Annotated in this window: 20 protein-coding genes; 9 read left to right on the top strand and 11 right to left on the bottom strand. The window is 64.4% G+C overall.

Annotated elements, in window-relative coordinates:
* Position 1 precedes the first annotated feature (1 nt).
* The 5 genes from HHL21_RS10880 to HHL21_RS10860 form a co-directional block, all read right to left on the bottom strand.
* Positions 2 to 1,147 (bottom strand): glycosyltransferase family 4 protein, encoded by a 1,146-nt coding sequence (locus tag HHL21_RS10880; RefSeq protein ID WP_169465622.1) that lies wholly within the window; start codon positions 1,145 to 1,147, stop codon positions 2 to 4.
* A gap of 2 nt (positions 1,148 to 1,149) precedes the next feature.
* Complete coding sequence (locus HHL21_RS10875; protein WP_370659702.1) at positions 1,150 to 2,280, bottom strand: glycosyltransferase family 4 protein; 1,131 nt, start codon at positions 2,278 to 2,280, stop codon at positions 1,150 to 1,152.
* A complete protein-coding gene (locus tag HHL21_RS10870) occupies positions 2,277 to 3,218 on the bottom strand; it encodes a GDP-mannose 4,6-dehydratase (RefSeq protein WP_169465620.1) in 942 nt (313 codons plus the stop codon). Before HHL21_RS10870 ends, HHL21_RS10875 begins: the two co-directional genes overlap by 4 nt.
* Position 3,219: 1 nt before the next feature.
* Positions 3,220 to 4,263, bottom strand: coding sequence for a GDP-mannose 4,6-dehydratase (gene gmd / locus HHL21_RS10865; RefSeq protein ID WP_169465618.1), 1,044 nt, complete (start codon positions 4,261 to 4,263; stop codon positions 3,220 to 3,222).
* A gap of 298 nt (positions 4,264 to 4,561) precedes the next feature.
* The gene (locus tag HHL21_RS10860; protein WP_169465616.1) at positions 4,562 to 6,874 is read right to left on the bottom strand and encodes an NADP-dependent malic enzyme; all 2,313 of its coding nucleotides are present in this window, start codon (positions 6,872 to 6,874) and stop codon (positions 4,562 to 4,564) included.
* Positions 6,875 to 7,059: 185 nt separating this feature from the next.
* Between HHL21_RS10860 and HHL21_RS10855 the strand changes: the two genes are divergently transcribed.
* The 3 genes from HHL21_RS10855 (at position 7,060) to thiL (ending at position 8,814) form a co-directional block, all read left to right on the top strand.
* Positions 7,060 to 7,542, top strand: a complete 483-nt coding sequence (locus tag HHL21_RS10855; protein WP_169465614.1) for a rubrerythrin family protein — start codon at positions 7,060 to 7,062, stop codon at positions 7,540 to 7,542.
* 89 nt (positions 7,543 to 7,631) lie between these two features.
* Positions 7,632 to 7,796 (top strand): rubredoxin, encoded by a 165-nt coding sequence (locus tag HHL21_RS10850; RefSeq protein WP_169465612.1) that lies wholly within the window; start codon positions 7,632 to 7,634, stop codon positions 7,794 to 7,796.
* A 49-nt stretch (positions 7,797 to 7,845) separates the two neighbouring features.
* Entirely contained in the window at positions 7,846 to 8,814 is a 969-nt protein-coding gene (gene thiL, locus HHL21_RS10845; RefSeq protein WP_169465610.1) for a thiamine-phosphate kinase, read from the top strand.
* Here thiL and HHL21_RS10840 read toward each other — a convergent pair.
* From HHL21_RS10840 to HHL21_RS10830, 3 genes are read right to left on the bottom strand one after another with little or no spacing between them, the layout of a single operon-like run.
* Positions 8,801 to 11,404, bottom strand: coding sequence for an EAL domain-containing protein (locus HHL21_RS10840; protein WP_169465608.1), 2,604 nt, complete (start codon positions 11,402 to 11,404; stop codon positions 8,801 to 8,803). The two genes, thiL and HHL21_RS10840, sit on opposite strands and share 14 nt — an antisense overlap.
* Positions 11,401 to 13,428 (bottom strand): sensor histidine kinase, YfiR-like protein-associated, encoded by a 2,028-nt coding sequence (locus HHL21_RS10835; RefSeq protein ID WP_169465606.1) that lies wholly within the window; start codon positions 13,426 to 13,428, stop codon positions 11,401 to 11,403. Before HHL21_RS10835 ends, HHL21_RS10840 begins: the two co-directional genes overlap by 4 nt.
* A complete protein-coding gene (locus tag HHL21_RS10830; protein WP_169465604.1) occupies positions 13,425 to 13,976 on the bottom strand; it encodes a TOL_0243 family YfiR-like periplasmic protein in 552 nt (183 codons plus the stop codon). Before HHL21_RS10830 ends, HHL21_RS10835 begins: the two co-directional genes overlap by 4 nt.
* A 327-nt stretch (positions 13,977 to 14,303) precedes the next feature.
* Between HHL21_RS10830 and HHL21_RS10825 the strand changes: the two genes are divergently transcribed.
* From HHL21_RS10825 to HHL21_RS10800, 6 genes are all read left to right on the top strand, one after another.
* Positions 14,304 to 14,786 carry a CinA family protein gene (locus tag HHL21_RS10825; protein ID WP_169465602.1) on the top strand — a complete coding sequence of 161 codons (483 nt, stop codon included), beginning with the start codon at positions 14,304 to 14,306 and terminating at the stop codon, positions 14,784 to 14,786.
* 420 nt (positions 14,787 to 15,206) lie between these two features.
* Positions 15,207 to 15,530: a hypothetical protein gene (locus tag HHL21_RS10820; RefSeq protein WP_169465599.1), complete on the top strand. Its 324-nt coding sequence runs from the start codon at positions 15,207 to 15,209 to the stop codon at positions 15,528 to 15,530.
* 39 nt (positions 15,531 to 15,569) lie between these two features.
* Entirely contained in the window at positions 15,570 to 16,298 is a 729-nt protein-coding gene (locus HHL21_RS10815) for a P-loop NTPase family protein (protein ID WP_169465597.1), read from the top strand.
* 5 nt (positions 16,299 to 16,303) lie between these two features.
* Entirely contained in the window at positions 16,304 to 16,807 is a 504-nt protein-coding gene (locus HHL21_RS10810; RefSeq protein ID WP_169465595.1) for a hypothetical protein, read from the top strand.
* 1 nt (position 16,808) lies between these two features.
* Positions 16,809 to 17,753: a cation diffusion facilitator family transporter gene (locus HHL21_RS10805; RefSeq protein ID WP_169465593.1), complete on the top strand. Its 945-nt coding sequence runs from the start codon at positions 16,809 to 16,811 to the stop codon at positions 17,751 to 17,753.
* A 615-nt stretch (positions 17,754 to 18,368) separates the two neighbouring features.
* On the top strand, positions 18,369 to 18,788 hold the full coding sequence (locus tag HHL21_RS10800; protein ID WP_169465591.1) for a hypothetical protein: 420 nt from the start codon (positions 18,369 to 18,371) through the stop codon (positions 18,786 to 18,788).
* Between the two features lie 112 nt (positions 18,789 to 18,900).
* On the opposite strand, the gene cysK is transcribed toward HHL21_RS10800, so the two are convergent.
* Genes cysK through tcdA form a run of 3 tightly spaced genes read right to left on the bottom strand, consistent with a single transcriptional unit; the run spans position 18,901 to position 21,369 of the window.
* Positions 18,901 to 19,830, bottom strand: a complete 930-nt coding sequence (gene cysK, locus HHL21_RS10795; protein ID WP_169465589.1) for a cysteine synthase A — start codon at positions 19,828 to 19,830, stop codon at positions 18,901 to 18,903.
* 34 nt (positions 19,831 to 19,864) lie between these two features.
* Positions 19,865 to 20,443 carry an FKBP-type peptidyl-prolyl cis-trans isomerase gene (locus tag HHL21_RS10790; RefSeq protein ID WP_169465587.1) on the bottom strand — a complete coding sequence of 193 codons (579 nt, stop codon included), beginning with the start codon at positions 20,441 to 20,443 and terminating at the stop codon, positions 19,865 to 19,867.
* A gap of 47 nt (positions 20,444 to 20,490) precedes the next feature.
* Complete coding sequence (gene tcdA / locus HHL21_RS10785) at positions 20,491 to 21,369, bottom strand: tRNA cyclic N6-threonylcarbamoyladenosine(37) synthase TcdA (RefSeq protein WP_169465585.1); 879 nt, start codon at positions 21,367 to 21,369, stop codon at positions 20,491 to 20,493.
* Positions 21,370 to 21,389 lie beyond the last annotated feature (20 nt).

Below are 21,389 nucleotides of genomic sequence, written 5' to 3'. Positions count from 1 at the left end.
ATCAGGCACCCGCGTGCGCCAGCTGGGCGACCGCATGGCGCGCTGCCAGCTCCTCGTACAGGGCCACGTAGTTCTTCGCCATGGTCTCCGACGAGAACAGCTCCCAGTAGCGCGCCTCGGCGCGCTTGCCCATCTCGGCCGCCATCTGCGGGTTGTCCCACAGCTTGCGCATGGCCGCGCCCAGCGCTTGCGGATCGCTCGGCGGGACCACCAGGCCGGTTTCGCCGTCGATGTTGATGTAGGTGGTGCCGGTGCCGATCTCGCTCGAGATCATCGGCTTGCCGTACATCGCGCCTTCCAGCAGCGAGATGCCGAACGCCTCCGAGCGCAGGTGCGACGGGAACGCCATCGCGTAGCACAGGGTCAGCAGCGCGGCCTTGTCGTCCTCGCCGAGCGCGCCGACAAACAGCACGTGCTTCAGGCCGAGCCGCTCGGCATGCGCCTTGAGCTCCGCTTCGATCGGGCCGGAGCCGACGATCACGACCGGGTAGTCCGAATTGGCGACCGCGTCGAGCAAAATGTGCAGGCCCTTGTAATAGCGCAGCACGCCGACGAACAGGAAGAAGCGCTCGCCGACTTTGGCGCGCCACTTGTCCAGCAGTTCCTGCCTGGCGGCCGGGTAGGTGTTCTTGTCCAGGCCATAGGTGATGATGCGGGTCTTGTCCGGGTAGCGCTCCAGCACTTCCGACGAGGCCATGTAGTTGGGCGAGGAGGCGACGATGGCGTCCACGCTTTTCAGGAAGCGGTGCTTGAGCGGCTGGTACAGGCGCAGCAAGTGCTTCTGGCGCACGATGTCGGAGTGGTAGGTCACCAGCGTCGGCTTGTTGATGCGCGCGACGAAGTGGGCCAGGTCCATGAACGGCCACGGGAAATGGTAGTGCACCACGTCGGCCTGTTCGGCCATGCGCGCAAGTTCGCCGATGGCGGCGAACGACACCGAGTTCGACGCGATCTCGAAGTCGAGCGGCACGCGGCGCACGCGGTGGCCGTCGAACTCGAAGTCGAAATTGTCCTTCTCGCGCGTCAGGGTCAGCACTTGGTTGGTGACGCCAAGGCGGCCGGTGCCGACGCACATCTGGCGGATCACCTGTTCGATGCCGCCGACCGAGTCGGGATAATAAGTTTTGTAGAAATGAAGGACGCGCATAATCAGTTTTTTAGTACGGCGCGGTACACGTCGGCGGTTTGCCGCGCGGTGTCGCGCCAGGTAAGTTGTTCCGCGCGGCGGCGGCCCGCTTCGATGCAGCGCGCGCGCAAGGCATCGTCGCGCACCAGCGCCAGCATGGCCTCCCCGATCGCGCCGCTGTCGAGCGGATCGATTTCGAGGGCGGCGCCCTGGCTGACTTCGGGCAGCGAACTGGTATTCGATGCGACCACCGGCACGCCTGAGGCGAACGCCTCGACCACCGGTATGCCGAAGCCTTCGTACAGCGACGGGAATACAAACACCCCGGCACCAGCATACACTTCGCGCAAGGCCGCGGCGCTCGTCAGGCCGCTCAGCCAGGCGACGTTTTCGCCGTTGGCGGCAGCGGCATGCAGGCGCCTGGCCAGCTGCTCGCTGCGCGCGCCCCGGGCCCCGACAATCACCAGCTGGCGCTCCTTGCGCACCGCGGCCGGCAGCGCCAGCCAGGCGTCGAGCACGCGCTCGATGTTCTTGCGCGGCTGGAGCGTGCCGACGAACAGGAAGTAACCGGGGCGCAGGCCGTTGGCTTGCAAGGTCGCGGCCACAGACTCTGGCTCTGGAGCCGATAGCCATTCCTCATCGACGCCGCACGGCACCACGCTGACGCGGCGCGGGTCCGCCCCGAAGCACTCGACCAGTTCGTCGACGGCGAAATGCGACAAGGCGATCACATGGTCCGCCTTGCGCGCGGCCTTCACTTGGAGCCAGTTCTTGGCATCCCTGAAGCGCGGGTTGCACCACTCGGGATATTTGATCGGCAGCGCGTCGTGCAGCGTCGCCACCACCGGGCAATCCATGCGCGCCACGCGGTAGTCGGTGACGTGGAAGATATCGGCCGGCATATGAAGCCGCGGCATCGCGGGCGCCATGTCCATCAGCGTGGCGCCTGCGAAGGAGCGCGGCAGCGCGCGCCCGATAGTAATGTCGCCGGGGGCGCCGCGCAGGCGCGGCCAGGAAAACGGTTCGACCTTGCAGCCGGCTTGCGGCAGGTTGCGCAGCAGTGCGCCGGTGTAGACCCCGATGCCGTCGATCCTGCCGCCAGTCAGCCCCGGTTCGATCATCGTCGTCCCCAGGCCGACAGTCAGCTCACTCACGCCTGGTACATCCAGCGCAGCGTGTCTTCGAGCGGGGCCGGGTCGATGGCGCCGATCACGCTGGCCAGCTTGCGGTTGCTGCCGACCAGGGACGGCACGTCGCTGGCGCGCACGAAGGCGGGGTTGACCCGCACGTCGATCTGGTAGCCGGCAATGCCGGCCATGGTGTCGATAATGCCGCGCAGCGAATAGGCGCGGCCGGAGCAGACGTTGTAGGCCTGGCCCGGCGGCGACAGCGCCAGCAGGCGGCGGTAGGCCCTGGCGACCATGCGCACATCGGAGAAATCGCGCGCGATGTTCAGGTTGCCCAGTTCGATGTCGCGTGCGCCGGCGCGGAAGTGCGAGACGATTTTCGGCAGCAGGAAGTTGGCATCCTGGCCGACGCCGGTGTAATTGAAGGGACGGACGATGATGATCGGCAGCTTGTCCGACCACAGATTTGCCATGTGCTCCATCGCCAGCTTGCTGACGCCGTAGTCGTTGAACGGCGCCGGCGTCATGCTTTCGTCGATGACCGGCACGTCGGCCTGGCCATAGATGTTGGCCGACGACGCCAGCAAAACGCTGGACGGCTGGTGGCGCGCGGCCGCCAGCGCTTCGAGCAGGTTGCGGGTGCCGACGATGTTGACGCGGTAGATCAGGTCGGCGTTGGAATGCGCGACGAAGGCGATGCCGGCCAGGTGCACGACCACGTCCGGCTGGACTTCCTCGATGGCGCGGATGACCGCGTCGCGGTCGCACAGGTCGACGGTAAAGACGTCAGGCCCGGTCGGCTCGCCCGGCAGCACGGTGCCGAACACGCGGTATCCCGCGGCCGTCAGCTCCTGCGCCATGTAATGGCCCGTGAAGCCGCGCAGGCCGGTGATCAGCGCGCGCTTTCCTTCACCCTCGTTTTCCAGAACGACGGTGGAGAATTTTTCCGTGGCCATGCGGTTCATGTCAGAACGAGAAACCTATTTCGTTGCGGCGCATGTCAGCTTCGACCATCATCTGGCACAGCTGTTCGAGCGTCGTTTCCGGCGCCCAGCCCAGCTCGCGCTTCGCTTTCGACGCGTCGCCGATCAGCAGTTCCACTTCCGCCGGACGGTAGAATTTCGGGCTGATGCGGACCAGCAGCTTGCCGGTGCGCGCGCAGTGGCCGGTTTCGGCCTCGCCCTGGCCCTTCCATTCGACGCCGATGCCGGCGCCCTTGAAGGCCATCGTCACGAAGTCGCGCACGGTTTCGGTGCGGTTGGTGGCGAGAATGAAGGTGTCCGGCGTATCGACCTGCAGCATGCGCCACATGCCTTCGACGTACTCGCGCGCATAGCCCCAGTCGCGCTTGGCGTCGAGGTTGCCCAGTTCGAGCACGTCCAGCTTGTTGAGGACGATCTTGGCGACCGAGTCGGTGATCTTGCGGGTGACGAACTCACGGCCGCGCAGCGGCGACTCGTGGTTGAACAGGATGCCCGACGAGCCGAAGATGCCGTACGACTCGCGGTAGTTCACCGTCATCCAGTGTGCGTACAGCTTGGCGACGCCGTATGGGCTGCGCGGATAGAACGGGGTGTCCTCGATCTGCGGAATGGCCTGCACCTTGCCGAACATTTCCGAGGTCGACGCCTGGTAGAAGCGGATCTTCGGGTTGACGATGCGGATCGCCTCGAGCAGGTTGACGGCGCCCATGCCGGTGATGCTGGCGGTCGCGAGCGGCTGCTCGAACGACACGCCGACGAAGCTTTGCGCGGCCAGGTTGTACACCTCGTCCGGCTCGCACGACTGCATCAGGCGAATCGCCGAGGACAGGTCGGTCAGGTCGTATTCGACCAGGTTCAGGTTTGGATGGGTCTCGACGCCGAGTTCCTCAATCCTCCAGAAGTTGACTGAGCTGGAGCGGCGATAGGTACCGGTGACCTGATAGCCCTTTTCGAGCAAAAGCTGCGCGAGATAGGCGCCGTCCTGGCCGGTAATGCCGGTAATGAGGGCTTTTTTTGCTGTATGCATGGTTCTTGATGTGTGACGTGTATGGCAGGTTGCCGGAATGGCCAACAGGCGAAATTCAGCCCGGCATTGTAACAGAGACCAAATGCGCCTCTGTACACGAAAGTAAGTCGTGCAAAATAAACAACACAAGACACTGATCATTATGCCTTGAAACCAAGCGGACAAGGCGCGTCCTTACGGTTTGTTACTAGTGTCTTTTAGTGTCTTAAAGTGTATCCACGTGCGATATGTCGTCTCTCTGACACACATCAAACGCGGAAAAATCCGACCGGAAATGAAGCAGTCCGGCCGGAATAGCTTAGCGTTGCGCTACAGCATCAACCACGCAGAGCGCGGTCATATTGACGATCCTGCGCACCGTCGCCGACGGGGTCAGGATGTGCACCGGCTTGGCGCAGCCCAGCAGGACTGGCCCGATCGCGATGCCGTTGCCGGCCGCGGTCTTGAGCAGGTTGTACGAGATGTTGGCGGAGTCGATATCCGGCATCACCAGCAGGTTGGCGTCGCCTTTCAAGGTCGATTGCGGCATCACCTTCTCGCGCAGCTTGGAGTCGAGCGCCGCGTCGCCGTGCATCTCGCCGTCGATTTCCAGGCCAGGGGCCTGCTGCTGCACCAGCGCCAGCACCGCGCGCATCTTTTGGGCCGATTCGGTGTTGGACGAACCGAAGTTCGAGTGCGACAGCAAGGCCGCGCGCGGGATCAGGCCGAAGCGGCTCATTTCCTCGGCCGCCATGATGGTGATCTCGGCCAGCTGCTCGGCGCTCGGGTTTTCGTTGACGTGGGTGTCGACCATCGCCAGCTGGCGCTCCGGCAGGATCAGGAAGTTCATCGCCGCGTAAACATTGGCGCCGGCGCGCTTGCCCAGCACCTGGTCGATGTAATGCAGGTGCAGCATGGTGGTGCCGAAGGTACCGCAGATCATGCCGTCGGCGTGGCCCTTGTGGATCATCATCGCGCCGATCAGGCTGTGGCGGCGGCGCATTTCCAGCTTGGCCCAGTCTTCGGTCACGCCCTTGCGCATGCCCATCTGGTGGTAGGTCTGCCAGTAGTCGCGGTAACGGTCGTCGTGATCCGGGTTGATCACGTCGAAATGCTCGTCCCGCTTCAGGCGCAGGCCGAACTTCTCGATGCGCTTTTCCAGCACGCCAGGGCGGCCGACCAGCACAGGGCGCGCCAGCTTTTCGTCGACCACCACCTGCACGGCGCGCAGCACGCGCTCGTCTTCGCCCTCGGCGTAGACGATGCGCTTGAGCTCAGGCGGCGCGTTCTTGGCGGTCGCGAACAGCGGTTTCATGAAGGTGCCGCTGCGGTAGACGAACTGCTGCAGGCTCTCGGCATACGCTTCGAGGTCGGCGATCGGGCGCGTCGCCACGCCAGATTCGTGCGCCGCTTTCGCCACGGCCGGTGCGATCTGCGTCAGCAGGCGCGGATCGAACGGCATCGGGATCAGGTATTCCGGGCCGAACGACAGGTTCTTGATGCCGTAGGTGGTGGCGACGACGTCCGACTGCTCGGCGTGGGCCAGCTCGGCGATCGCGTGCACCACCGCGATTTCCATTTCACGGGTGATCGTGGTGGCGCCGCAATCGAGCGCGCCGCGGAAGATGTAAGGGAAGCACAGCACGTTGTTGACCTGGTTCGGATAGTCCGAACGGCCGGTCGCGATCACCGCGTCGCTGCGCACGGCGCGCACTTCTTCCGGCAGGATTTCCGGGGTCGGATTGGCCAGCGCGAGGATCAGCGGCTTGGGCGCCATCGCGCGCACCATCTCCTGCTTGAGCACGCCGCCGGCGGACAGGCCGAGGAAGATGTCGGCGCCGGGGATGGCTTCGGCCAGGGTGCGGAATGGCGTGTCCTGCGCGAAGCGCTCCTTGTCCGGGTCCATCAGCTCCGCGCGGCCCTTGTAGACCACGCCGGCCAGGTCGGTGACGGTGATGTTCTCGATCGGGAAGCCGAGGTCGACGATCAGGTCGAGGCAGGCCAGCGCCGCGGCGCCCGCGCCCGACACGACCATCTTGCAGTCGTTCAGGTTCTTGCCGACCACCTTGATGCCGTTCAGGATCGCCGCGCCGACGATGATCGCGGTGCCGTGCTGGTCGTCGTGGAAGACCGGTATCTTCATCCTCTCGCGCAGCTTGCGCTCGATGTAGAAGCACTCCGGCGCCTTGATGTCCTCGAGGTTGATGCCGCCGAAGGTCGGCTCAAGCGACGCGATGATATCGACCAGCTTGTCGGGGTCGCATTCGTTAATCTCAATGTCGAACACGTCGACACCGGCAAACTTCTTGAACAAGACGCCCTTGCCTTCCATGACCGGCTTGGAGGCCAGCGCGCCGATGTTGCCAAGGCCGAGCACCGCGGTGCCGTTGGTAATCACAGCGACGAGGTTGCCGCGCGCGGTGTATTTAAAGGCGTTGGCCGGGTCCTTGACGATCTCTTCGCAGGGCGCGGCCACGCCAGGGGAATACGCCAGCGCCAGGTCGCGCTGGTTGAGTAATTGTTTTGTCGGGGTAACGCTGATTTTGCCGGGGCGCGGGATTTCGTGATATTCGAGCGCTGCGAGGCGAAGCTGTTGACGCAGTTCTTCTTTTTTGTCTGATGACGAATCCATCGGTGCGGCCTTCCTAAGACATACGGGGATTGTCGATTTTAGCAGACCGCCACTTTTGACAACTACGTATTTTCACCATGCCATGAAGGCAAAAACCATTACATCAATGAAAACTATCAATTTAATTTATTGATTTACAAAAGCTATGATAGTTCCGATACCAGAGAACCGACAGGAGCAGCATCATGGCAGCCCAAAACCAATCCGTGACGATCCAGAACCTCGAAGCTGCATTCGCCGGCGAATCGATGGGCCATATCAAATACCGCTACTTCGCCAAACTGGCGCGCGCCGCCGGCGCCATCGAAGTCGCCGAAGCGTTCGAAGCGACCGCCGACCAGGCAGTGGCGCACGCCTTCGGCCACCTCGACCTGCTGTACCCGAAGGACGAGATCACCCCGGCGATGGCGCTGCAAATCGCGATCGAAGGCGAAACCTACGAGTACACCGAGATGTACCCGAAGTTCCGCCACATGGCGGTCGAGGAAGGCAACGCCGCGGCGGTCGCCGAATACGACGAGCAGATCGAAGAATCGAAAGTTCACGCGGCCGAGTTCAGGCGCACGCTGGAAATCGCCGCCAAGCGCTTCGCCGCGCTGGCCAGAGTCGAAGAACGCCACGCCAACCACTACAAGGAAGCGCTCGACAAGCTGAACGCGACCGCCTGAATGTTAATCAACTGAAAAAAATGAACTTCGGGGTCCGTCCCCGGGGACGGACCCCGAAGTTCAATTATTACTTTAAATCAGGGAAAAACATGAAAACCTACCAGTGCATCGTTTGCGGCTTTATCTACGAAGAGAGCGTCGGCATGCCCGATGAAGGCATCGCGGCGGGCACACGCTGGGCCGATATCCCGGAAGACTGGGAATGCCCGGACTGCGGCGTCGCCAAAGCCGACTTCGAGATGGTGGAACTGTAATGACACATGCAGGGCGGATGCGTGCTACGCAGTTGGGTACAATCCCCGCATGCTCTCCGAATTCGACCTGATCAAACAATACTTTCAACGCCAACGTCCCGGCCGCGCCGTCCTCGGCATCGGCGACGATTGCGCGCTGCTGGCGCCCTCCCCCGGCATGCAACTGGCCATCTCGTGCGACATGCTGGTCGAAGGCCGCCACTTCTTCGCCGGCGCCGATCCGCGCATGCTGGGCCATAAATCGCTTGCCGTGAACCTGTCCGACCTCGCCGCCATGGGCGCGACGCCGCGCGCATTCACGCTCGCCCTGTCGTTGCCGTCCGCCGACCGCGACTGGCTCGAAGGCTTTTCCTCCGGCCTGTTCGCGCTCGCCGACGCCCACGATTGCGAACTGGTGGGCGGCGACACCACCAAAGGCCCGCTCAATATCTGCATCACCATCTTTGGCGAAGTGGCCCCCGGCCACGCCTTGCGGCGCGATGCGGCAAAGGCCGGCGACGACATCTGGATCTCGGGCACGCTGGGCGACGCGCGCCTGGCCCTTGCGGGCTACCGCAGCGAACTGGCCCTCGACGCCGACAGCCTTTCAGCCGCAGCCCTGCGCATGCACGCGCCTTCGCCGCGCGTCGCGCTGGGCATGGCGCTGTCCGAACACGCGACAGTGCATGCCGCGATCGACATTTCGGATGGATTGGTGGGGGACCTCGGCCACATCCTGAGCGCGTCCAAAGTGGGCGCGACGCTCGATGCGGACGCGCTGCCCGCCGGAGCTGTACTGGCACGCCAGCCGTTGGACCTGAGGCGCCGCTTCTGCGCGGCCGGCGGCGACGATTATGAGTTGTGCTTCACTGCGCCGGCATCGGCGCGCGAGGCCGTGATGGCCGCCGCCACACGGGCCGCGACGCCTGTCACACGCGTCGGGACCATCGATGCGGAACCGGGCCTGCGCCTGGCCGACGCATCCGGCGCCCCGCTGGCCCTGTCGCTGGCCGGCTTCGACCACTTCAGCGGCGACTGATCCGCAGGCCTTCGGCTTCTTCGTCCTGCGTCACAATGTGATTGCGGCGCGGGTCGTCGCGCGCGCCGTTGACCAGCCAGTATTGGTGGAACGCCAGCCGGACGTTGTCGCGCAGCTGGGTGTCGTCCCATGGCTTGGTGTAGAAGCGGTAGATCGCGCCGCTGTTGATCGAGTCGAGTACCGCTTGCAGCCCGGTGTCGGCGGCCAGGATGATGCGCACCGTGTCCGGGTACATTTCCTTGACCCGGCTGAGGAATTCGGTGCCGCTCATGAACGGCATGCGCTGGTCGCACACGATCACCTGCACCTGGTGCTGCGCCAGCAGGTCGAAGCCTTCGGCCGGCGACACCGCCGTCAGGATCCTGTAGTTATCCCGCCTGAACAGCCGGTGCAGCGCCGCCAGCGCGTTGATGTCGTCGTCGACGATCAGCAGGGTCGGGTGTTCGGTGTCGTTGGCCGCATGGTCGTCGTCGGGCGCCGTGCGGTTGGCCGTCACCAGCTCGCCAAGCTGGCGCGCCGTCAGCGCGCGGCTGACGTGGAAGCCCTGCACCTGGTCGCAGCGGTGGCGCCGCAGGTACATCAGCTGGGCGCGGCTTTCGACGCCTTCGGCGATCACCTGCATGTGCAGGCTGTGCGCCATGCTGATGATGGCCAGCGCGATCGCGGCGTCGTCCGGATTGGTGGTGATGTCGCGCACGAAGGCGATGTCGATCTTCAGCTTGTCGATCGGGAAGCGCTTCAGGTAGGCCAGGCTTGAATAACCGGTGCCGAAGTCGTCGATCGAAATGCGGATGCCGAGGTCGCGCAGGCGCGTGAGCACTTCGCTGGTGTGCTCGGCGTTGGACATCAGCGCGCTTTCGGTCAGCTCCAGTTCCAGCAGCGACGCATCGACCCGGTGGCGCAGCAGCGCGGCGCCGACAACTTCTTCCAGGTCGCCTTCGACAAACTGGCGGCTCGATACATTGACCGCCACCCTCACCTCGCCGACACCCGAGGCCAGCCAGCTTGCCACCTGGCGGCAGGCTTCGTCGACGATCCAGGCGCCGACCTTGACGATCATGCCCGTCTCTTCCAGGATCGGCACGAACTCGGCCGGGAATACCATGCCGTAGCCGGGGCGGTGCCAGCGCAGCAGCGCTTCGACGCCGGTGATGCGGCCGGTGTTGACGTTCATCTTCGGCTGATAGTACAGCTCGAACTCGTCGTTCTCGAGCGCGCGGCGCAGCGCCACTTCGAGGTCGAGGCGCGCCAGTACCTGGATGTTCATCCCCGATGTGAAGAAGCGGTAGCCGTCGCGCCCCGCCGCCTTGGCGCGGCCCATCGCGGTATCGGCGTACTTGATCAGGGTTTGCGGGTCGGTGGCGTCGTCCGGGTACATGGCGATGCCGATGCTGGCAGTTATCTGCAGCTGCTGACCTTCAAGGTCGAATGGCGCGCGCAGCACTTCGCGCACTTCATTGGCGATGTGGACCGCTTCGTCCTGGTCGCGGGTCGGCAGGATCAGCGCGAACTCGTCGCCGCCGAGGCGTCCCAGCGTGTCGCGCGCATGCAGGCACTGTACCAGCCGGTTGCTGAACTGGCGCAGCAGTTCGTCGCCGTGGATCGAGCCGAGCGAGTCGTTGACGATCTTGAAGCGATCGAGACCGATCGACAGCACGGCGACCTGGCCGTCCTTGTCGCGCGCCATTTCTATCGTGTCGTGCAAGGTCTGGTAGAACAGCACGCGGTTGGGCAGGCCGGTCAGGCTGTCGTAGTTGGCCAGGTGCTTGAGGCGCTGCTGGGCGAGGCGGCGTTCGGTGATGTCGCGCGCGACGGCGATCAGCATGCGGCGGCCGTCGGCCACCTCCACCTGCCAGCGCACTTCGGTCGGCACGACCGCCCTGTCGCTGCCTGTCAGTTCGGTTTCCACCAGCTCCGACTGGCGTCCGCTGGCGCGCGCCGGCCTGGCGTGCGATGCCATCTGCGCGTGGGTGGCCAGGCCGAAGCCGGCCGGGTCGGCGCCGATCAGCTCATCGCGCGCGTAGCCCAGCATGCGGCAGGCGCCGTCGCTGACGTCGACCAGCATCATGCCGGCCGCGTCGATCAGGAAAATCGCGTCGTAGGTGGCGTCCATCGCGCTGCGGAAGCGCTGCAGTTCGGCGGTGCGTTCGCGCACCGTCTGTTCGAGCCGGGCGCCATAGCTGGTCGACTCGCGGTGCAGCAGGCGCACTTCGAGCAGGTTGCGGATGCGCGTCAGCACCTCGATCGTATCGAAAGGCTTGCCGATGAAATCGCGCGCGCCGGCGGCCAGCGCAGCCACCTTCCTGTCCGGTTCCGCGGTCACCACCAGCACCGGCAGCCAGGCGCCGGTCTCGACTTCCTTGAGCGCCTGCATGACGTCGAAGCCGTCCATCCCCGGCATGTGCAGGTCGAGGATGATCAGGTCGTAGCGGTGCTGCGCGTGCAGCGGCGCGACCTGGCGCGGGTCGGTGGTGCTGCTGACGTTAGCGTAGCCGCTGCCGTCCAGCAGGGCGGCGAGCAGCGCGATGTTGACCGGCTTGTCGTCGACCACCAGGATGCGCGCGCGCAGGATGTCGTCATGCGCGATCAATGCTGCTGCTCCTTGTCGGCGGCGCGGCGGTCCACCCATGCCAGCGCGCTGTTGACCGCTTCGGTGAATTCGTCGATGTTGATCGGCTTGGTCAGGTAGCGGAAGAAGCCCGCGGCGAGTCCCCGTTCTACGTCGCGCGGCATCGCGTTGGCGGTCAGCGCGATCACCGGGATGTGGGCGGTGCGCGGATCGGCGCGCAGGGTCTTGAGCGCGTCCATGCCGCTCACGCACGGGAGGTTCAGGTCCATCAGGATCATGTCGGGCAGGTGCAGCCTGGCCAGTTCGATCCCGAGGTGGCCGTCGTGCGCCGCCATCAGGCGCAGTTCGGGGCGGAAGCGTACGATCTCCTGCACCAGCCTGAGGTTGGCCGGGTTGTCTTCGACGTACAGCAGCGTGTGGCGCACGCTGCTGTCGGGCGTGCCGGCCGGCAGCGCCAGCACCGGCGGCGCGCCTTCGATCGGCAGCGCATGCGGCGCCGTCATCGGCAGTTCGATCCAGAACACGCTGCCGACGCCCACCCGGCTCGACATGCCGATGGTGCCGTTCATCAGTTCGACCAGGCGGCGCGTCACGACCAGGCCGATGCCGGTGCCTTCCTGCCCGCCGTTTTCCTGGCCCAGCCGGTTGAACGGCTGGAACAGCAGCTCAAGCTGGTCGGGACGCAGGCCCAGGCCGGTGTCCTGCACCGATACGCGCACCCTGGCCGGACTGTCGTAGCTCATGCCGACCACCACGGCGCCGGCGTCGCGGTTGTACTTGACCGCGTTCGACAGCAGGTTAAGCAGCACCTGCTTGAGGCGCGTGCGGTCCGCTTCGACCACGGTCGCGCAGGCTTCGGGGAACAGCACGCGGATGCCGCGCTGCGCCGCGATCGGTTCGATCATGGTGCGGCATTCGTCCAGCACGTCGCCCAGCGCGACCGGCTCGATCGACAGGTTGACGGCGCCCGCTTCGACCTTGGCGAGGTCGAGGATTTCATTAATCAGGGTAAGCAGGTGGCGCCCCGACTTCAGGATATGGCCGGCGAACTCCTTCTTCTGCGGCAGCGTCGACGGCAGCGAGTCCGAAGTCAGTATCTGGGCGAAGCCGAGGATCGCATTGAGCGGCGTACGCAGCTCGTGGCTCATGGCGGACAGGAAGGCGGACTTGGCCTGATTGGCATTCTTCGCTTCTTCCATCGCCAGTTCGAGTTCGGCGTTGGCCGTCTCCAGCTGCAGCGTGCGTTCGTGCACCCGCACTTCGAGCTGCTCGTTCAGCCGCATGACTTCCTGCTGGGCGCGGGCGCGCTCCTCGGCCTCGCGCGCGATGGCGCGGTTGGAGGTTTCCAGTTCGCCGGTGCGCTGTTCGATCTCGGTCAGCATGGTGTTGAACGAGTCGACCAGTTCGCCCGCTTCGTCGGTGCTGGTGCGCGGCGCGCGGCGCGAGTAGTCGCGCGTGCTGACCACTTCGCGCGCCACTTCGGCGATCGCGAAAATCGGCGCGGTGACGATGCGGCCGAGGCGCCGCGTCAGCAGGAATGCCAGCAACATCGCCACCGTGGTGATCAACAGCGCGATGCCGATGTAGTCGAGGGTGCGCGAGACCAGCGCGTATTCGGCGCGCAGGTAGACGGTGCCGAGCAGCTCGCCGTTTTCGATGATGCGCCGGTACAGGAACAGGTTATTGCCTTCGATTTGCACGTTGTCGCCGCGCGGCCTGACCGGGAAGTCGCCCGCCTCGCCCGGCGCCGCGTAGGACGCGAACAGCTCGCCGCGCGCGTTGTAGATGGCGCCGGCGCGCACTTGCGGACGGATGCGCAGCAGCGCCAGGTTTTCGGCGGCCAGGCGCTGGTCGTCGAAACTGAGCGCGGCCGACGTCATGTGCCCGAGCAGTTCGGCCTGGGTGCTCATGTCGCCCAGCAGCGCGCGATGATACTGGCGCAAATCGTAGGCAATCAGGATGCAGACCGAAACCAGCAGCGCGGCCAGCGTGGTCAGCATGACCACGGCCGCAAGCTTCTGGCGCAGCGAATGCATGGGGATCATGTGACCCCCGCGACGCGCAGGGCGGCGGCCAGCATGCGCGCGCTGATGCGCAGGCGGCTTGGCGCGACATGGTCGAGCGCGACCTCGAAGCGCAGGCGCTGGCCGGCGACGACGAAGTTGACCATGCTGCCCAGCGCCAGCGCCTGGTCGGAGTCGGTGACCGTCAGTACCGACTGGCCGCGCGCGGCATTGAGGAAGTCGCCGATGGCGGCGCGGTCATGCGCGCCCACGAACAGGATGTGCAGGCCGGCCGGCGATTCGCCGCGCCTGAGCTTGCGGATGGAAACCGTGCGGCCGTTGACGCTGCGCCCGCCGACGGTGCGGGCCAGCTGGTCGGCCAGCGCGTCGTTGCCGGCCACGCCGATCTGCAACACGCTGTCGGGCCGCGCGAAGCTGCCTTCGGGCCATTCGACGAAGGTGGCGAATTTATACAGGTAGGCCGCCTTGACTTCGCTTTCCAGCGGCACCTGGGGACGCGCCATCCCGGCCGCCGTCAGCAGGCACAGTGCCAGGCAGCCGGCCGCGACGCGGCGGCTCAGGCGCGCCATGGGCTTCCTGGCGCTGTGCTGCGTGGGCGGACGTGAAAAACTGGCATCAATCTTGAATCCAAAAAATAGCGAATTGTGCTAGGGAAATTGACAAGCACAAGCGCGATGCAGGATAGCAGGCGAGACGAGAAGCCGTCGCACGGCTCGGCTCAAGAATTGCCGCCGTGCAAGTTACGGTACGCCGATTTGTGGTATTTGGATAGGATTGTACATCTTGCCAAGGATGGGGCCGGCTCGGCAATTTTCATTCGCACGGGCGCTCACGCCGGGGAACAGCATGGTAAAGTAGAAATTAGAAATGACCGATCTGGATCAAAGGAGCGACACGTGACGAACGACATTCTCGACCTGGCCGGGCGGGTTGGCCAGGCGTTGCAGGCCAAGGGCCTGCTGCTGGTAACCGCCGAGTCGTGCACCGGCGGCGGCATTTCGCAAGCCATCACCGAAATCTCCGGCTCAACCAGCTGGTTCGATTGCGGCTTTGTAGCGTATTCCAATCCATCGAAGACCGAACTGCTGGATGTATCGGCCGCGCTGATCGCCCAGATGGGCACGGTCAGCGAAGAAGTCGCGGCGGCGATGGCGATCGGGGCGCTGGCCAACAGCAACGCCCACGTGGCGCTGTCGACCACGGGCATTGCCGGCCCGACCGGCGCGGTGCCGGGCAAACCGGTTGGCACCGTCTGCTTTGGCTGGGCCAAAGGCGACCATACTTATACAGAGCGCCTGGTGTTTGCGGGCGACCGCCAGTCGGTGCGCGAACAGACAGTCGTGCACGCATTGCAAGGATTGCTGCGTTTCATCGAATAGGTGGCGGTCAAGGCAAGCGTCCTGCTGCGGCTGGCGTTGCTAACGCGTCGGACTATACGGTCTACGCGGCTGGCGACATCGCGTGGTGCGACCCTTTACCGAGTGCTACCACCCGACTTGGGGCCGCTTCAAGGACCGCACCTGGCCATCGCCCGGCAACCATGAATACCTGACACAAGGTGCGCGCGGCTACTTCGATTATTTCGGCAGCGCCGCCGGAGCGGGCTATTACCGCGTCAAGCTCGGCAGCTGGCAGGTGTATTCCCTCGACAGCAACCTCGCGCCCGGCCCTGCCGCAGTCCAGCTGGCATGGCTGACGCGGGAACTGGCCGCCAATCCCTCCCCGTGCACGCTCGCTTACTGGCATCACCCGCTGTATAGTTCTGGCGGACATGGCAGCATCGTGCGCATGAGCGAGGCGTGGCGTGGCGGGCACTGCACGACGCCGGCGCCGAACTCGTACTCTCGGGACACGACCACGACTACGAACGCTTCGCCCCGCGGGACGCGGCCGGCCGCTTCGACGCACGCGGCATTCGCCAGTTCGTGGTCGGCACCGGCGGCGCCTATGCCACGCCGTTTTTGTTACCATTGCGCAATAGCGAAATGCGCGACAATAGCCGCATCGGTGTGCTCAGGCTGGTCCTGAAGGAAGGCGCTTACGCGTGGGTGTTCCTGGAGGCGGCGTATGAAGGCTTCCCGAACGGTAACGCGCCCGACCGCGGCGAAGGCAAGTGCCACTAGCGGCGCCGCAAACGTTTTCATTAATTTTGGAGCAATTCGATGCACAACACGGTTCACTTCATCCTGCAGGGCAAGGGCGGCATCGGCAAGACCCTGGTCTCGACCATCCTCGCGCAATGGCTCGCCGGCAAGGATGAGAAGCCGCTGCGCTGCTTCGATACCGACCAGGAAAACGCCACCTTTGCGCGCTACAAGGCGATGAACGTGAAGCACGTGCCGGTGATGACCGACAACCGCATGATCGACCCGAAGCGCTTCGACGCGCTGATGATCGACATCCTCGAGGAAGACGGCAACTGCGTGGTCGACAACGGCGCCAACACCTTCTCGCCGCTGATGGCCTACCTGCTGGAGAACGACTGCTTCTCGCTGCTGGAGGACTCGGGCCGCAAGGTGTACATCCACGTTATCGTGGGCGGCGGCGACACTTTGCACGACACCGCGATGGGCTTCGTCTCGACCGCCAAGTCGACCAATGTTCCGCTGGTGCTGTGGGAGAACGAGCACTTCGGCCTGCTGCAATCGGCCAGCGGCAAGCAGTTTACCGAGTCCAACACCTACGCCGACAACGCCGGCCGCGTGGTAGGGCGGATCGTGCTGTCGCAGCGTAATGCCGACACCTTCGGGGCCGACATCAAAAAGATGAACATCGCCCGCCTGACCGCCGAGGAAGTGCGCGCCAGCGAAAAGTTCAACGTGATGGAAAAGCAGCGCATCAAGGTCGTGTTCCGCGACCTGTTCGAACAACTCGACAAAGTGCAGTGGTAAGCCGCATGGACCAGCAAAAACTGCGCACCCTCGTATTCGAAAAAACCGGCGTCAGGATCGACGTCGACGACCCGGTGTTCGCCCTGGTCGCCCTGAACGAAGCGGTGCTTGCCGAAGCGGTCGAGCGCCACGTGGCGCTGCTCGACGACGCCACCCGCGAACTGGCCGGCCAGGTGCAGGCGCTGCAGGATGGCGGCCACATCGAGCGTCCCGCGGTAGCAAAGCTGGCCCCTGCCCCGCTCAGCTCGGCCGGTGCGGCCGCGCTGAGCGCCGAGCGGCGTGTGATCGCCATCGCCGGTGGCGCCGCCCTGCTGGGCGCGCTGCTGGTGCTGCTCGGCCAGGCCATGTTCTTCCGCCCGCCTCCGGCGCCCGCGCCGATCGTGCAGGCGAAGGAGCTGACTGCGGAACAAACAAAGGCGCTCGCCGACGCCGACAAGATGGTCCGCGCCGTTGAAAAACTCGACCCGAAAAGCCGCAAGCTGATCCAGTCTGAAATGCAGAAGCCCTGACATGCCACACGACCACCACGATCATCACGGCCACGCCCACGGGCACGGCCACCATCACCACCACGTTTCGCCGGACGGAAACAACCGCGCATTCGCGCTGGCGATCGGCCTGAACACCATCTTCGTCGCGATCGAATTCACCTACGGCTTTATTGCGAACTCGACCGCGCTGATGGCCGACGCCGGCCACAACCTTTCCGACGTGCTGGGACTGATGCTCGCCTGGGGGGCGGCAATGCTGGCGCGCACCGCGACCACCGAACGCTACACCTACGGCCTGCGCAGCAGCTCGATCCTGGCGGCGGTGCTCAACGCCCTGCTGCTGATGATGGCGTGCGGCGCGATCGGCTGGGAAGCCGTGCAGCGCCTGTCCAACCCGGCCCCGGTGGCGGGTATGACGGTGTCGGTGGTGGCGGCGATCGGCGTCGCCGTCAACGGCCTGTCGGCATGGCTGTTCATGGCAGGCAGCAAGGACGACCTGAATATCCGCGGCGCCTACCAGCACATGGCGGCGGACGCGGCCATTTCACTGGGCGTGGTGATCTCGGGACTGGTGATCATGGGAACCGGCTGGACCTGGCTCGACCCTGCGGCAAGCCTGGTGATCGTGCTGCTGATTTTGGTGAGTACCTGGGGCCTGCTGCGCGAATCGATGCAGCTGGTGCTGGGCGCGGTGCCGCCGAATGTCGACGCCGAAAAAGTATCCGTCTTCCTGCGCGCCCAGCCCGGCGTGACCGATATCCATGACCTGCATATCTGGGCCATGAGCACGACCGAGAACGCGCTCACCGTGCATCTGGTAATGCCGGGCGGCTACCCAGGCGACGGCGCATTTGACGCGCTCACTGCGGGCTTAAAGGAAAACTTCGCGCTCCACCACTGCACGTTGCAGATGGAACAAGGCACCACTGACCATGCGTGCGCTCTCAACGGGCACTCGCACTAAGATCGCCCAACAGCATTTCGTTTGATTTGAAGGCGAAACAATTCTGGCACTGATCTTTGAAGATGTCCGCTATCGGGCCACTTCCAGACATTCCTGTCCATAACCACAGATGGCAATTGGCCGGGTTTTATTGGGTTCGTAATTGATTGCGGGCACTAGTTCATAGCAGGCACTGCCAACGCTGCCAGATGCAGAATGCGAGGGGCCTGCAGCGGTTGTCACTGCAGCAGCATCGGTAACACTCGGCTCCGGCTACACCGCACGGGGCTGGAAGAGCCTGGCGGCAGACTTTGACGAATAAGCACCTCGGTATCGTCAATCGTCGATTTTCGCGCTGACGATTCCTTGGCCGGAGCCTCGGTGCACGGTTCGCCGCCGAGGCGAGAAACGCGTCAACCCGGTGCCGGCCGCCTGACCTCATTTCGCGCGGATATGACTTTTTCCATTTCGAGACAGTTTCGTGATGTGCGCGCCTGCATCCCTTGTCCTGGATCGACGCTGACCTAGACTGAAGTACCGCAAGGGCAATGTCGGCTTTGCGGCATCCGACGCCCGCCACGAGGCTGATTCGGTGTGACGCCTGTCCAAAGGTTTCTGCTTTGTGAAGGAACGATCATGCGACCCCTATCTCTCCTGATTCCCGCATCCCTGCTCGTGCTTGCCGCTGGCGCCGGTGCGCAGACCCAACCCTACCCACTGCCCGATACTGCTCCGGTCTCGACCGTGACGGTGACGGCGCCAGGCAAGGCAATCCGGCTCATGCCTGACGAAGTCAAGAAAATCGCGGGAAACTATGACATGGCGAATGGCTGGCGACTGGAAGTGCGCGGCAGGCCAGAATACATCGACGCGACCATCGACACCGAAAAGCCGATGCGGCTCAAAGCAGTGTCGAAGAACAAGTTCGTCTCCGGCGACGGCAACGTGACCATGGAATTCAACCAACGTACGGGCGACGACATGAAGCTGAGTTATGTACCCGACCCCAGCAAGCCATCGATGGTGTCGATACCCGCGCAGAAGGCCAAGCGCTGAGCGGTGCGCATCGAGCACCGAACTTTGAAGACACGGACACAACCACTTCGGGTCGATAGCTGTCGGCCGCGTGCTCTATCTACGTTGGCGGTACGTTGAGACGTTAGCCGCTCTATGCCAGGTTAGCGTACAGGGGAGTGCTCAGGTAGCGCTCGCCGAACGACGGGATGATCACCACGATCAGCTTGCCCGCGTTTTCCGGCCGGTGGGCCACCTGCAGCGCGGCCCACAGGGCTGCACCCGCCGAAATGCCAACCAGCAGGCCTTCGCCCTTTGCCGCGGCGCGCGCGGTCTCGAACGCATTGTCGTTGCTGACGCAGATCACTTCATCGTAAGCGTGAACATTGAGCACGGCAGGAATGAAACCGGCGCCGATGCCCTGGATCGGGTGCGGCCCTTTGGTGCCTTTCGACAGCATCGGCGACGCTTCCGGCTCGACGGCAATGGCCTGGAAGCCGGGCTTGCGCGACTTGATGACTTCGCTCACACCGGTGATGGTGCCGCCGGTGCCGACCCCGGCCACGAGGATGTCGACCTGGCCGTCGGTGTCGCGCCAGATTTCCTCGGCGGTGGTACGGCGGTGCACCTCAGGATTGGCGGGGTTGTTGAACTGCTGCGGCATGAAGTGGCTCGGATTGTCGGCCACCAGTTCTTCGGCGCGGCGGATCGCGCCCATCATGCCTTCCGACCCGGGGGTCAGCACCAGCTCGGCCCCATAGGCGCGCAGCAAAGTACGGCGCTCGGTGCTCATGGTTTCGGGCATCACCAGCTTGCAGCGGTAGCCGCGCGCCGCGCACACCATCGCCAGCGCGATGCCGGTGTTACCGCTGGTGGGTTCGACGATAACGGTGTCGGGGCCGATCTGCCCCGCCGCTTCGGCGGCCTCGATCATCGCCAGGCCGATACGGTCCTTGACGCTGTGGGCGGGATTATGGAATTCGAGCTTGGCCACGATCTGCGCTCCGGCGTCGCGGCCAAGTTTGCGGATACGGACCAGTGGGGTATTCCCGATCAGTTCAGTGACGTCGTTTGCAATTCTCATTACATATCTCCCACCGGTTCGTTATCGATTTGACTTACTTCACTTGCAGCAGTTCCACCTCGAAAATCAGGTCCGACTCAGGCGGGATCACGCCGCCGCCCGCACCGCGCTTGCCATAGGCCAGGTGGCTCGGGATGATCAGGGTGCGCTTGCCGCCCACTTTCATGCCCGCCACGCCCTGGTCCCAGCCCTTGATGACGCGGCCCGCGCCAAGCTGGAACTCGAGCGGCTCGCGGCCGATCGAGGAATCGAACTGGCGGCCGCGCTGGTTCTTGGCCAGCGGCTTGTAGAACCAGCCGGTGTAATTGACCAGTACCTTAGCACCGGCAGTCGCTTCCTTGCCGGTGCCCACCTTGCTGTCCTTGGAGACTAGCGGATCCAGCGCAGGCTCGGCAGGCACGGCGGCGACAGCAGGTGCGGCGGCCGGAGCGGGCTGCGCGACTGGCGCGGTGGCCTGCGCAGGCTGGGCGATGGCGGCGGCTACCGCGGCAGGATCGGTGGCGGTCTGCGACTGGGCCTGCGCTTGCGCATGCGCGTCATGGCTGATGGACTGGGCCTGGGCAATTGCACCGGCGGCGCTCAGCATGGCGAACAAGATGGAGCTGCGAATCATGTATTTATCTTTCCTTGAGAGGTGGTCAAAACGCGGTGGTCCTGTGCTTATGATAACGCGGCCGCCTCCGGCTGCACAGCCGCTTGCTGCGGCTCGCTTTCCCCGTTCGCATCCGCCGCCAGCTTGCGCAGCAGGTGGCCCGCCGCAAGCATACCGAAGGTGGCGGTGACCACCATGCTGGAACCGAAGCCGGCGCAGTTCAGGCCGCTCACGCCGGCCGTGCCTTCTTCGATCTCGCAGCTGTCGGCCTCGACTGCAGGGAAAGTCAGCGGCTCCATCGAGAATACCGCATCGACGTTAAATTTGGTTTTGATACTGCGCGGAAAGCCGTACTCGTTGCGCAGCTTCTTGCGCACGATTTTTAGCATCGGTTCCTGCTCGGTCTTGCTGAGGTCGCGGATCTCGATGCGGGAAGGGTCGACCTGCCCGCCGGCACTGCCGATGGTGATCATCGGAATCGCATGGTCGCGGCAGTAAGCGATCAGCGCGGCTTTCGACCGGACGTGATCGATGGCGTCGATGACGAAATCGTAGCCGCGCCCTTGGATCATCTGGTCGAGATTGCCCGGATCGATGAAATCCTCGATCAGGTTGACCCGGCAGAACGGATTGATCTGGGCGATGCGCTCGGCCAGCGCGCCAACCTTGGCCTGCCCGATAGTGCCGGACAGCGCCTGGATCTGGCGGTTGATATTCGACTCGGCAACGTTGTCCAGGTCGATCAGGGTCAGCTGGCCGATGGCGCTGCGCGCCAGCGCCTCGACGGTCCACGAACCGACGCCGCCGACGCCGATCACGCACACGTGCGTAGCGCGGAAACGTTGCAGCGCCGCATCGCCATACAGCCGCGCGATGCCGCCAAAACGCCGGGCGAAATCGACCTCGTCGGCCTCGCCAGTGAAGATATGGGTGTTGATGGTATTCATCCACGCATTGTAAACAAACA

The organism is Massilia polaris, from assembly GCF_012927275.1.
GTDB classification, from domain to species: domain Bacteria; phylum Pseudomonadota; class Gammaproteobacteria; order Burkholderiales; family Burkholderiaceae_D; genus Telluria_A; species Telluria_A polaris.
The sequence above is the reverse complement of the archived record's forward strand: the minus strand, read 5'-3'. Positions and strand labels throughout refer to the sequence as shown.